General features: G+C 56.8%; 12 protein-coding genes. 6 read left to right on the forward strand and 6 right to left on the reverse strand.

All coding sequences use genetic code 11. The features are described from left to right. Positions 1-179 precede the first annotated feature (179 nt). A complete protein-coding gene (locus PUV54_RS06255; RefSeq protein ID WP_274494742.1) occupies positions 180-2,858 on the forward strand; it encodes a hybrid sensor histidine kinase/response regulator in 2,679 nt (892 codons plus the stop codon). 29 nt (positions 2,859-2,887) lie between these two features. Beyond that, positions 2,888-3,610 (forward strand): DNA polymerase III subunit epsilon, encoded by a 723-nt coding sequence (dnaQ, locus tag PUV54_RS06260; protein ID WP_274494743.1) that lies wholly within the window; start codon positions 2,888-2,890, stop codon positions 3,608-3,610. Here dnaQ and secB read toward each other — a convergent pair. Both secB and PUV54_RS06270 read right to left on the reverse strand, forming a co-directional pair. Beyond that, complete coding sequence (gene secB / locus PUV54_RS06265) at positions 3,607-4,128, reverse strand: protein-export chaperone SecB (protein WP_274494744.1); 522 nt, start codon at positions 4,126-4,128, stop codon at positions 3,607-3,609. The two genes, dnaQ and secB, sit on opposite strands and share 4 nt — an antisense overlap. Before the next feature lie 91 nt (positions 4,129-4,219). Next, positions 4,220-4,606 carry an FxsA family protein gene (locus PUV54_RS06270; protein ID WP_274494745.1) on the reverse strand — a complete coding sequence of 129 codons (387 nt, stop codon included), beginning with the start codon at positions 4,604-4,606 and terminating at the stop codon, positions 4,220-4,222. A gap of 84 nt (positions 4,607-4,690) precedes the next feature. On the opposite strand from PUV54_RS06270, the gene PUV54_RS06275 reads away from it, so the two are divergent. From PUV54_RS06275 to PUV54_RS06285, 3 genes are read left to right on the forward strand one after another with little or no spacing between them, the layout of a single operon-like run. Beyond that, on the forward strand, positions 4,691-5,335 hold the full coding sequence (locus PUV54_RS06275) for a Tim44/TimA family putative adaptor protein (RefSeq protein ID WP_274494746.1): 645 nt from the start codon (positions 4,691-4,693) through the stop codon (positions 5,333-5,335). Positions 5,336-5,371: 36 nt separating this feature from the next. Then, complete coding sequence (gene mltA / locus PUV54_RS06280; protein WP_274494747.1) at positions 5,372-6,757, forward strand: murein transglycosylase A; 1,386 nt, start codon at positions 5,372-5,374, stop codon at positions 6,755-6,757. Then, positions 6,754-7,305, forward strand: a complete 552-nt coding sequence (locus PUV54_RS06285; protein ID WP_274494748.1) for a Smr/MutS family protein — start codon at positions 6,754-6,756, stop codon at positions 7,303-7,305. The genes mltA and PUV54_RS06285 overlap by 4 nt, the downstream gene beginning before the upstream one ends. A 108-nt stretch (positions 7,306-7,413) precedes the next feature. Here PUV54_RS06285 and PUV54_RS06290 read toward each other — a convergent pair whose 3' ends face one another. The 3 genes from PUV54_RS06290 to hslV form a co-directional block, all read right to left on the reverse strand. After that, positions 7,414-9,282, reverse strand: coding sequence for a hypothetical protein (locus tag PUV54_RS06290; RefSeq protein WP_274494749.1), 1,869 nt, complete (start codon positions 9,280-9,282; stop codon positions 7,414-7,416). Between the two features lie 200 nt (positions 9,283-9,482). Next, entirely contained in the window at positions 9,483-10,793 is a 1,311-nt protein-coding gene (gene hslU / locus PUV54_RS06295; RefSeq protein WP_274494750.1) for an ATP-dependent protease ATPase subunit HslU, read from the reverse strand. 30 nt (positions 10,794-10,823) lie between these two features. Next, positions 10,824-11,369, reverse strand: a complete 546-nt coding sequence (hslV, locus tag PUV54_RS06300; protein WP_274494751.1) for an ATP-dependent protease subunit HslV — start codon at positions 11,367-11,369, stop codon at positions 10,824-10,826. Between the two features lie 126 nt (positions 11,370-11,495). Here hslV and hisB point away from each other — a divergent pair, with 126 nt between their 5' ends. Beyond that, positions 11,496-12,089 carry an imidazoleglycerol-phosphate dehydratase HisB gene (gene hisB, locus PUV54_RS06305; RefSeq protein WP_274494753.1) on the forward strand — a complete coding sequence of 198 codons (594 nt, stop codon included), beginning with the start codon at positions 11,496-11,498 and terminating at the stop codon, positions 12,087-12,089. A 3-nt stretch (positions 12,090-12,092) separates the two neighbouring features. On the opposite strand, the gene PUV54_RS06310 is transcribed toward hisB, so the two are convergent. Further along, a complete protein-coding gene (locus PUV54_RS06310; RefSeq protein WP_274494755.1) occupies positions 12,093-12,869 on the reverse strand; it encodes an arginase family protein in 777 nt (258 codons plus the stop codon). Positions 12,870-12,886 lie beyond the last annotated feature (17 nt).

Here is a 12,886-nt window from a genome sequence, read left to right on the forward strand (position 1 = left end):
TATAAAGAGTAACAGTCTGGCAGGGCCCTGTGGATCTGGCTTGGCCGCCATGTGGAAAAGTAGTTGCGCCAAGCGCCTCATATTGCTCCGAGGACGCGTAATACAAGCCCGCAAGCGGTAGCGCGCAATGACGAACCCCGCCATAGTTCACTGTTCGAATCATTTTCCGGAGTTTTCGCGTGGCAGGCGTCGGGTCCATAAAATCGCAGGAAGATCAGCTCACTAGCGAAGCGGGGGCGTCGCCGCGTCCGCATACGCGCGAGGAAATCATCGAGATGATGGACGCTGCAGCGGCAAAGGCGCGCAAAACGGCGAAACCGACTGACGGTATTTTGAATACAACCTCCTTCTGGCTCTTGTGGGCCGGTGTTTTTGTCGCTTTGGCGGCCATCGTCTACGTGCTGCTAAGCGCCAGCGACGCTGGCGGCGCCGGAATCATTCTGGCTGGCGGTCTCGCCTTGCTGATCGCCGTTTTCCTTACTGGCGCTGGCATGAAGATGTTCTCGCCGGTGTTGGTGACGGGCATGTCGCTGCGCCGCACGTCTGGTAAGCGGCCAGGCGGCGTTGAGCTAGCCGGGGCTGAAATCCTCGGCGCGCTGGGGCTGGCCGAACGGGTTCTTGATGGTGATGCGGACGGGCGGCTTGTGGCGCGCCGCGATGGCGTCGTCACCTATGCCAACAAAGCCTATTTTGCACTCGCAAAACAGGCTGGCGTGATGGGGCCCGCAGGTCTGCCGCCGCGCATTGATCGCCTGTTTGCTCAACAGGGCGTTGAGGCCACAAAGCTGTTTCGGTTGTGCAAGGCGGCAAAGAGCGGCGACCCGGCAGAAGAAGTCATCTATCAAACCATCGGACTTGCCGGCGGCGGCGAGCGCCGGCGCTTTGAGGTCAGTGTCCGTCCCATCAAGGGCGCTGACGATTATGTTGTATGGCGCTTGCGCGAACTGCCTGTTGAAGAAGACAAGCATGATGCTTTGGCGGCCGCCTATGCCGATCTGCCGCGTCCTGTGTTTGCGCTGGAAAAATCTGGCCAGATCGCATGGACGAACGCCGCCCTGCGCGACAAGCTTGGTGCATCGCGCGGTGAGCTGCAGTCGATCGACGATGTTATTCTTGGTGAGACGAGAGAACTGGTAAGCACGCTTTGGCGCATCGATCGCACTGAAACGAAAGCACAGGTTCGCCGTCGCGACGCCGACCCGGCGGAGGCGGTCTTTTCAGCTTTCCGTCGCGGCGGCGTCGGCGAAGGCTTCGCTTGTGTCGAGATGGTCGTCGATGAGGCTGCGGACAAAGTCGAAGATGTAAAACTTTCCGGCGACATATCAGAATCGCCATTCGGCGTTGCCATCATTGAAGGCGAAATCAATCGCGATGGACGCATTGTTGAAGCGAACAAGGCTTTCACCGATGCGTTCTCAGCGGAAAAGAAAAATACGCCGCTCGCCAAATGCGTGAACGCGGTGGCTCTTGAAGACATCGCAGATGAGATCCGGCGGAAATCACGTTCTGGCGGCTCACCGAAGCCGGTTGAAACCACTATCGGCGAAGGCGTCAACGCGCGAACCTTTGCGCTCTATGCCCGTCCTGTTCGCCGCAAGCGCGGCTCTTACGGCGTTCGTCGTACGCTCCTCTACACCGTTGATGTTACTGATAGAAAACAGATGGAAGAGGAATACGCGCAGGACCAAAAACTGCGCGGCATTGGCGAGCTTGCCAGCAAGGTCGCTCATGATTTCAACAACTATCTTCAGGTTGTGATCGGGCACTGTGAGCGCCTGATGCTAAAGCATCCTGCTGGCGACCCGGCGTATCAGGATCTTGTGCAAATTCGGGAAAACGCACAACGCGCGGCGAATACGACTAAACAACTTCTCGCATTCTCCCGTAAGCAGACGCTTAAAAAAGAAGTGCTGTCGATCACCGAATTGCTGCGTGACTTTTCGCCATTCCTGAACAGATCAATTGGTGAGAAGGTCAAGCTTGAGTTGATTAACGGTCGCGCTTTACCGACCATTCGCGTTGACAAGCATCAGCTTGAAACGGCGATCATGAACCTGGCGGTGAATGCGCGCGACGCCATGGCGCCAAAAGGCGGCATACTGACTGTTAGGACGCAGTTTCTATCGGGTGAAGAAGCAACGGGCCGCAAGGTGCAGGGGCTGAGCGAGCAAGATTATGTCCTCCTCGAGGTGTCGGATAATGGCCCGGGCGTGCCGGCGGAACTGATAGACAAGATCTTCGATCCATTCTTTACGACCAAAGAGAGCGGCAAGGGCACCGGTCTTGGTCTTTCAACGGTTTATGGAATTGTCCGCCAGCTGGAAGGCGTCATTGCGCTCAAAAGCGAGCCGGGAAAAGGCGCAACCTTCGAAATATACTTGCCGGCTTATGAGGAAGATCAAGTTGAAGCATCCTCACAGGAAGCGTCCAAGAAAATTACCTCTGCTCCTGCGCGCCGCGAGCCCCAGGACCTGACGGGCGCGGGCCGTATTCTGGTGGTGGAGGATGAGGATCCGGTGCGCGCATTTGTAGTCGCGACGCTGACTGACTGCGGATATGAGGTTACGCAAGCGGAAGATGGCGAAGACGCGCTCGATATTCTTGAGGAAGACACTGATTTCGATCTCGTCATTTCAGATGTGATGATGCCTGACCTGGATGGTCCGTCGATGATCGCGCAGGCGCGCAAGGAACTGGACCTCGGCTCGAAAGTCATCTTCATGTCGGCATATGCAGAAGCGGCGGTGCGCGACCAGCTCGATATCATCGATGGCGCGGGATATATTCAAAAGCCGTTTACGTTGCAGGGTATCGCTGTTGCGGTGAAGGATACGCTTTTTCCCCCTGATGAGGCGTAAGGTTGGCGGACCAATTTTAAGGGCAGTAAATGCGGCAGATCGTATTCGACCTGGAAACGACAGGTTTTAAATTCTCTGAGGGACACCGGATCGTCGAAATCGGCGCCCTTGAGATGATCAACGGCGCGGTAACGGGGCGCAACTTTCACACCTACGTCAATCCTGAGCGCGATATGCCTGAGGGGGCTTACAAAGTGCACGGGCTTTCAGCCGCTTTTTTGAGCGACAAGCCGATTTTTACGGATGAGGCAGTAGCGTCAGCCTTTTTAGCGTTTGTCGGCGACGCGGAATTGATAGCCCATAACGGCATCGGCTTTGATTTGCCTTTTTTGAACGCGGAACTCGAAGCCGCGTCGCATAAGCGTCTCGACAATGAGATCATTGACACGCTTCATCTGGCGCGGCGCAAATTTCCAGGCTCGCCAGCGAGTCTCGATGCACTGTGCGCACGGTTCGGCATCGACACGTCAACGCGCGAGCGTGACGGGCACGGCGCATTGCTGGACTCAAAGTTGCTGGCGAAAGTGTACATCGAGTTGACGGGCGGCGCGCAGGCCGGCCTCGATTTTAAACGAGACAATTCCAGCGGAATCAATTCTGGTAAAACTAACACGAGTCAAAGGACTGCCCGCCCCCGCCCTCAGCGATTGGCGCCGCTGATTACAGACGAGGAAAAAGCCGCGCATCAGGCTTTTATAGAGGAACTAGGCGAAGACAGTCTTTGGCTTCGGCGCGCTACCGCCGCGCGTTAGGACGCTGGCTCTGTCTGCGGGTTCGCTGCGGCAGCCGCCTTGCGTTGCGCGTTGGCGATATAAATGCCCATAAAGTCGATTGGTTCGAGCATCAAAGGCGGAAAATTTCCGTTGCGCGTGGCGTCGGCAACAATCTGCCGCATAAATGGGAACAACAGCCGCGGACACTCAACCAGCATCAGCATTTCAAGTTGCTCTTTGGGGACGTTCTTGATTTCAAAAATGCCGGCGTAGGTCGCTTCGGTTACGAACATCACTTCGGCGCTGTCGCCCTGATTTGCTCTGGCCGCGACTGACAGTTCGATCTCATACTGGTCGGTGTGCAACTGCCGCCCCTGAACATCGACATTCACGTCAATTTTTGGCGCCTCGTTCGCCTGATACACTTCAGGAGCCCTTGGATTTTCGAATGAAAGGTCCTTCACATATTGCGCAAGGACCGTCAGCGACGGCGGGTTTTGCGGATTTGCACCGGCTGGTCCGGCGGCGTTGTTCGGGCTGGCGGGCGTATCGGACATGGATCAAGGACCGTTTCGTATTTGAGGGCTGGTTCTGGAAAGGACGGGCTCTTACACGTCTCTCGAACGGCTCGCAACCCGGGACTTAAAGCTATTGCCGCCTCTCCTCGCGATAAACGATGCTGGCGCGGATGCGTGAAAGCGCATATCTGGCGAGCGCCCGGCGTAAAGGCGGCGTCAACAGCGCGAAACCTATAAGATCGGTGATGAACCCCGGAGTCATTAATAACGGCGCCGCAACCACCAGTAGCGCGCCGTCTACGGCGGAATCGACGGGTAATCGCCCGGTTTGCAAGTCTCCACGCGCATTGTTTAGCGCTGCCAGTCCTTGTAATCGTATGATAAAGCCGCCAAGAAACGCCGTGAGAAGGCATGCGGCAATCACAGGCACAGCGCCAAAGGCGTTCCCTGCGATTAAAAGGACGTAAATTTCAGCGATTGGGCCCACGATAAACAGGGCGAGTAGAGCAAACAGCATAAGCGCCTAGTGAATTTCCGCTTCTTTGAGCCTATATAGGGTGTGCTTGAGCAAAATTAAGCTTTTAGAGCCACATTGAGTGACATGGATCCAGTACTTCTTTTTTTCGCCGGCGTAACGGCGTTCATCATCTTCCGGCTGATCTCCGTCATGGGGACGCGAACAGGCCACGAACAACAGCACGATCTTGAAGGCCTGCAGCGTGCGTCCAGTGCGCGCGCCGCTGAAGAGCAGCGTGACGATGATAGCGATAAAGCTGAGCCAGCGGCGCCAAAGCCTGTTTCCACCAACGCGCGTGTTTTGCGCGATGCTGATCCGGCTTTTGATGAGAAGGAATTCCTCGCCGGCGCGCGCGGCGCGTATGAAATGATTGTGGAAGCGTTTGCTTCAGGTGATCTCAAGTCTATTCGGCCCTATCTCAGTGATTCCGTGTACAGCTCATTCAAGGAAGCTGTAGTTGAGAGGGATAAAGCCGGACATGTCGCTGACCTAAAATTTGTCGGCATCGAAAACGCCTCAATCGTGGACAGCAGCGCAGACCGCGACGAAATGACGGCGATCATCGATTTTGCTTCGAATCAGGTTCGCGTTACGCGGGACAAGGATGGCGAAGTTGTGGAGGGCGATCCGAACCGGATCGACCTTGTAAAGGATCGCTGGAAATTCTCGAAAAAACGATCCAGCCGCGATCCGAACTGGACGCTTGTCGGAACGGGCGGCTCTCAATAAAACATCAGTTGCTTGAACTGATGTGTGCAGGAATTCGTGAGTCTCCTATCAGGTATGAAGCTGCGATTGATGCTGGCCGGCGCCTTGGCGCTCGCAGGGGTTTCGGCTGTCATCGTTTTTAGCGGCGTTCTGCCGCCATATTATGAGCGAGAATTTTCAGACGAGGATTTCGGCCCGGCGACGTTTGATTTTGAATTCGTCGATTTCGCCAGCCTTGATGGCTGGCGGCAGGATGATCCCAGTCTTGCGCTTGACGCATTTGTTCGCTCCTGCGCCGTGTTTGAAGCACGCGATCCCGAAGCTACGGCAAACCCGCTGGAAAACCTTGGGGAGGCTTATAGCCACATCACGCTAGCTGGCGTGAACGCCGATTGGCTGCGCCCATGTGCAGAAGCCAGAGCGCTGACTGTCAGCGCCTACGGCGATCCTGCCGTGCGCCGCGCCGCATTGCGGTCGTTTTTCGAGTTTCATTTTCAGCCAGTGGCGATCAAGACCCGGCGCGAGCCGCTGCCCGATGGGAAAGCCAGCCGCGCAGCGCCCAGGGTGGAAGCGAAAGGCGTCTTCACGGGCTATTTTGAGCCGGTTTACGAAGCTTCAAGAGAACCGACAGCGTCGCATACTGCGCCGGTTTATCCGCGCCCGGATGATTTGATCGAGGTTGATCTTGGCCAGTTTCGCGAAGAGCTGAGAGGTGAACGTATTGCCGGGCGCGTGGAAGGCCGTCGGCTTACGCCCTATGCGGATCATTCCGAGATTAACGCCGGTGTTCTGGGCGATACGCTCCAACCCATTGCATGGACCGATCCGAACGACCTGTTCTTTTTACAAATCCAGGGATCCGGGCGTTTTGTTTTTCCTGACGGAGAGACCGTGCGGGTCGGGTATGACGGGCAGAACGGTCACGCCTATACGGCAATCGGTCGTATTATGGTCCAGCAAAATATTATGGCGCTGGAAGACATCACCATGCAGTCCATCCGCGACTGGCTCGATCGGGAAGCCAGCGAAAAGGCTCAGGCGATGCGGGAAGAAAATGCATCATACGTGTTTTTTAAACCGCTCGAAGAGTTATCAGCCGATCTTGGGCCTTTGGGGGCGCAGGGCGTCCCGTTGACGCCGGGTCGTTCTGTGGCTGTTGACCGCAGGTACCACACGCTGGGCGCGCCGATCTGGGTCAATATCGAACCGGTCCCGGAAGCGGGTGAAACGCCGATCCGGCGGTTGATGATTGCCCAGGATACAGGCGGGGCCATCAGGGGGCCTGTGCGCGGCGATGTATTCTGGGGATCAGGAGACGAAGCTGCGAAAATCGCCGGTGCAATGAACGCTCAAGGTCAGATGACCGTGTTGTTGCCGAGACGTCTTGCGGAAAGGTGGCAAGAGCCCTCGCATATGGCGACGGCCCGCCGGAACACACAATGAGCGGTAGGCGTAAGCTGACGCCGGAAGAAGATGCGTTATGGCGAAAAGCAACCCGTGATATTGCTCGCTATGCCCCGCAAAAGCCAGATATCGAAAGGGTCATTTCGGGGGCAGATCAAAGGCCCTCTACGCCAGAGAAGGCCCGTTTGCCTAAAAGCCCCGGCAACAAGCAAACGGGCGCGGCAAAAGCTGGCGCGCGCCCTCGCCCAGACCCTTTTTCCGCGGGCGATCCACGACTGGACCGGCTGGCCAGCCGCGGCCGGATAGAGATTGAGGCCGTCCTCGATTTGCATGGTCACAAGCAGGAAACAGCGCGCAGAACGCTGCATCAGTTCATTCAGACAGGGTATGCGCGCGGCGCCCGGTGCCTGCTTGTCATTACCGGCAAAGGCGCTGGCGATGGCGCGTCTGCCGGGCGCGGCGTATTGAGGGCGCGGTTTCCCGACTGGATGGCGGAGGAGCCGGTGCGGGGGCTCGTTTCACGGGCCGCCAGAGCGCACCAGCGCCATGGCGGCGATGGCGCTTTCTACGTGTTCTTGAAACGCTAGAGCGCCGGGCGAAAAAGTGGAATCCGGTTTTTCGCAAATCCGGCGCGACAATTAAGAATCTAGATCATCGGGTGATGCATCCTTATCGCCCGATGATTTAGGCGGTTTTTAGCCGTTCATCAGTTTCAAAAGGATCATCACGATCAGAGCTGCTGGCAGCACATAGAACGCAATGATGCGTGAAAGACGGATGAACCAGGTTTCTGCAGCATCTGCGAACCACGCGCTGACGGCTTCAGCCCACCAGCGGCGAGGCTTGTGCCGCGGCAACTGGCCCTTGCCGGGCTCAAACGGCATCGCCGCCAAGACAGTAACGCCGCGGTTCTTCCAACGCTGGAAGGCCTTTTTCATAGCGCCGTTGATGACAGACCCCCGTAAACGCCGTGAGAACATGGCAAAGGGGCCAAAAGCGAAATCTTGGGGATCGAACTCTACATCCAGCACGACAGCGGCAGGACCTGACCGTTCGCTGTCTTCGTCAAAGCGCACAATTGAATGACGAACGCCGTAATTGCGTAGATAGTTTTCGACATCGCCCAGGGATGCGGCGTCGCCGCTACGCAGGAAACGCATAAGGACGCGAACGCCGCGCTCGCCTGTGCTCTGCACGGATAACAGCACCCATGCAGCAATAGCGGTAAGGCCGCCGGCAATCAGCGCAGTGGTCGCCGTCAGGCTGGAGAGCCATGACATCGACGCCGGCGCGTTAATGCTGAGCGGTGTTGCCGTCAAAAGGCCGAAGGCGCCTAAGGCAACGAGCGCCACGGCAACCGTGCCAGCGACGTAGCCGAACATCTGCAGGAAGCCCTGGCCAAAAGAGCCGGTCGGACTTGAAATCGACTGCATCCGCTTGACCCAGTAACTCGTCTTGGCGTCGGTCGTGCGATATTTGTCCTCGAACAGGGTCTGGTCAGGGTTGTTTTCAACCACCATGAAGCGCGTCTTGGTCGGCGGGGCATCGTCTATATTGTGATCGATGATCACATAGTCCGATGACCGCATGGCGACTTCATAAGGCAGGATCATGCCAAACAGTTTGCCGTTCTGTGATTCAGCGCCAAGGGTCGAATAAAACCGCGTTTCGCCGCTGATTGGATCGAACATCGTGTTGGTCTGGCGGCCGGTGTTCAGGGTCGAGCGCGCCAGCTTGGCCAATTCGCGGTGCGGCTCCACCATCTGGGCGGTCTCATGCACCTCAACGCCAATGGCGCGCAGGCCGTCGAGTTTTGACTTACAGCGTCTTGCGGCTTCGGGGCCTGCAAAGACTACATCGATCCGGTCACGGATCAATTTCTGGTCCGACATGTCGATCGGCAGGCCGGCCCGCGGCGTTTCATTGGCGTAATCGGCTCCCGGCGAATTGCCGCTTTCAGAATCGATCAAGCCCCAGTCTTTTCTGAGGCGCCGTTGAAGGGCGGAAAATCCAGTGCCTGGGTGAGATGACTGGATCAAATCGTAAAGCTGCGATTCATGCACCGCGAGGCACATATTGTCGGTCGCTTCCACCTGATCGACACCAAGAAGCGTGAACTGGCTCGCCATGGCGCGCAGGGCTTCAAAGTCATAGCCCGTGTACGGATGATAAAACGGCACCACGGCGAAATCGGCCGATAGCTGTTTTACCGCCATCAAGGATTGTTCCTTGGTGCGCAGCGGCATCGTGTCGGCGAATCGATAGTCAAATCTGGAGTTGGCGCTTGCGGCTTCGAACTCGCGCTCGGTACGCGCGTTTACAGCGGCGAGACCGGCGTCCGAAACCGTGCCGTCCTCTCTCGCGCGGCGCAGAAAAGCGTCAGTTGCCTGATATCCAAAACCCCATTCTTCGCCGGTAAACGCGATGCGCGGGCGTTTCTTACCGCTGTCGATCTCTTTGGAGACCTTCGCCTCTTCGGACTTTTCCGAAAACCGCGGATCCGCATCCTCGGCGAAAGACATCATGGATCGCCGCTTCCAGGTTCGCGCTGCGCCATCCGCCATGATTAATCCCCGCTCCTACTCCCTCAAGAACGCATAGATTAACCTGTGATTAACGATCGTGAAAGCCCGCATTTCGCCGGAGAGGCGTGAGTTTTGGCGCTTTTCGTGATTGTGGAGGGCTTTCTCCGCCGATTCTTGCCGCCCTGATGCGGATTTGCCGCGCTAAAGGGTTGTTTCGATAGCGAAAAAGACACCATTCGCTATAGGATATACTTCGACAGATCGGCGTTCTTGGTGATGTCGCTGAGGCGGGCCTTCACGAAAGCCGCATCGATAGCAATCGTCTCCCCACCCTTGTCAGTCGCGGTGTAGGAGATTTCGTCGAGGACCGTTTCCATGATGGTGGCGAGCCGCCGGGCGCCGATATTCTCGACGCCAGCGTTCACTTCAGCCGCTGCGTCCGCCAGCGCATCGATGGCGTCTTCTGAGAATTCAAGGGTGACCCCTTCTGTCTCCATCAGGGCCGAATATTGCTTGATCAGGCTCGCTTCCGGGTCGGTCAGGATCTGTCGAAGGTCGTCGCGGGATAGCGCATCAAGCTCGACCCGGATGGGCAACCGGCCCTGAAGCTCAGGCAACAGGTCTGACGGTTTCGAGAGGTGAAACGCACCCGACGCAATGAACAGAATGTGGTCGGTTTTCACCGGTCCGTATTTTGTCGCCACCGTGGCTCCCTCGATCAGCGGTAAGAGATCGCGCTGCACGCCTTCGCGGGAAATGTCGGCGCTGGCCCTGTCGGACGAACGCGCGATCTTGTCGATTTCATCAAGAAAAACGATGCCGTCATTTTGCGCAAGATCGACCGCTTCCCGGCCGATCGCCTCGTCATCCATCAACTGTTCGGACTCTTCCGCGACCAGCGGTTCATAGGCGTCTTTGACTTTGACCCGGCGCTTCACCTTTGGCGGCTGGAACGCTTTTCCAAGCATGTCGGAAATGTTGATCATGCCCATCTGCGAGCCCGGCATGCCGGGAATGTCGAACATCTGCGCGGGACCGCCCTGCGCTTCGGTCAGTTCAAGGTCGACCTCACGATCATCAAGCTCGCCGGCGCGCAATTTTTTTCGAAACGCTTCGCGGGTGCTTTCGCTGCCATGTTCGCCGACAAGCGCGTCCAGCACCCGATCCTCAGCCGCCGACTGGGCGGCGGCCTTTACCTCTTCGCGTTTGCGTTCGCGGATAAGGCCAACAGCAATTTCCGTCAGATCACGGACAATAGAATCGACGTCACGACCGACATAGCCGACTTCGGTGAATTTCGTTGCCTCGACCTTGAGGAACGGCGCGCCCGCAAGCTTCGCCAAGCGCCTGGAAATCTCGGTTTTTCCGACCCCGGTGGGGCCGATCATAAGGATGTTTTTAGGCGTGATTTCTTCTTTTAACGCTCCTTCGACCCGGCGGCGGCGCCAGCGGTTGCGAAGCGCGATAGCGACAGCGCGCTTTGCGGCTTTCTGGCCGACAATAAATCGGTCGAGTTCGGATACGATTTCACGAGGAGAATAATCGGTCATGTACGCGGTTCTTTTTGTTACAAAATTAGGCTAGGCGCCAATGGTTTCGATAGTGAGAGAATCGTTGGTGTAGACACAAATTGACGCGGCGATAGATAGGGATTTCCGCACAACGTCTTCCGCGCTCAGATCGGTCTCGTTCATCAGCGCCATCGCAGCCGAGCGCGCATAGTCGCCGCCCGACCCGATGCCGGTGACGCCATGGCTTGGTTCAAGCACGTCCCCTACCCCTGACAATGTCAGCGTCACATCCTTGTCGGCGACGATCATCATCGCCTCGAGGCGGCGCAGATATCGGTCCGTGCGCCAGTCCTTTGCGAGTTCGACAGAAGCGCGCATGAGCTGATCAGGATATTGTTCTAGCTTGGCTTCCAGCCGCTCCAGAAGCGTGAATGCATCCGCCGTGGCCCCGGCAAATCCGGCAATGACCTTGCCGCCGGCGATCCGCCGGACCTTGCGGGCGTCGCCTTTGACGACAGTTTTGTCGAGGCTTACCTGCCCGTCGCCGCCGACGCAGACGACGCCGCCACGGCGGGCGGCCAGAATGGTAGTCCCGTGCATCAATGGATTAGTCATGGAGTTTACCTAATCAGCCTTATGTTGCGCCGCAATGGACGGGCCGTGTTGATTTCAGTAGTAGTGGAAGCGCGGGCGGCGTCATGCCATTTCGGGGCGCGCGCGTCAAAGGAGTATCGGCAAGTCATGAGAGCGGCGACGGTAGAACGCAAAACCCGCGAGACGGAAATCTTTGTTGCGCTCGAACTCGATGGTTCGGGCGATTACGACATCGAGACGGGGATCGGTTTTTTCGATCACATGCTCGAAGGCTTCGCAAAGCATTCGATGATCGATCTCAAAATCCGCGCCGAGGGCGATCTGCATATCGACATGCACCACACGGTAGAGGATGTGGGGATTGTTATGGGTCAGGCCGCTGCGAAAGCACTCGGCGACTGTGCGGGCATCCGCCGTTTCGGCGCTGCGTATATTCCCATGGATGAAACCCTGTCCCGCGCGGCGATGGATATTTCCAAACGCCCTTACCTCGTCTGGCGCGTAAATTTCGCGCGGCCTAAGGTCGGCGACATGGACACAGAGCTTTTCAAGGAATGGTTCCACGCCTTCGCCATGAATGCCGGGTTATGTCTGCATGTTGAAAATGTCTATGGCGAAAACACGCACCACATCATTGAAAGCTGTTTTAAGGCGACGGCGCGCGCATTTCGCGACGCGTTGGAATTGGATCCACGCAGCGATGGCGACACGCCCTCCACCAAGGGCGTTCTGGGTGGATAGATGCTAGGAATTACTGTCTGAAATGACAGGTTTTAATGGCGCCAGCGCTTTTAATATTGTCTTATGAGACATCTCTCGTTCGGCATGGGTTTTTGGAGAGCATTCGGTTATCTCAAGTCCGATGAGTTCCGATGAAGTTGCAATTACCTCGCTTATTGTAGCGACATCTTCCGCGAGCAATCCATCAGGAACGGCATACTCGGCGACGAGCTGAGACGGATCAAAAACGTCCGTATCCAGATGTACGAAAACTTTTTTACCGCTGATAAAATGCCTCAACTTGTCCAGGTCACCGGCAACATTTTCGAAACGCAATGCATGGATGTGTTCTTTCGTAAGCAGTTCTAGTTCTTCGCCGTCAAAATCCCGTCCGCCAATATGAATGAGGCTGTCTTGTGTTACGCCCGCGCCATAACCGGTATCCCAAAGGCCGAGCGCTCCAGCGAGCGGCATGCCGCCCAGGTAAGAAGTTTGGCTTGTCATTGGCGTGTTTAAATCGCCATGTGCGTCAAACCACAAAACAACAGCCTCAGGGTGATGAGCCATTACAACCGGGAGAGTGGCGATTGAAGTGGCGCATCGTGAGGTAATAAGGGCAGGTTTAAGGCCGCTTTTGTAAGCATCTGTGAAAAGCTCCTGAGCCTGACGAAACAGGGGGCGAGCCATGTCTAGAGCTTCCTGCCACCCAACACGGCGAGCATTCTCTGGTGACCCAAAGTGCTTGAGGTTGAGGTTGAATTCTTTTGCTACGTCCTCAGCGAGGGCCGCAACATTTTGCATAGCCTCACTCGTTCTGT

It is taken from the genome of Hyphococcus flavus (assembly GCF_028748065.1).
In the GTDB taxonomy this organism is placed as follows: domain Bacteria; phylum Pseudomonadota; class Alphaproteobacteria; order Caulobacterales; family Parvularculaceae; genus Hyphococcus; species Hyphococcus flavus.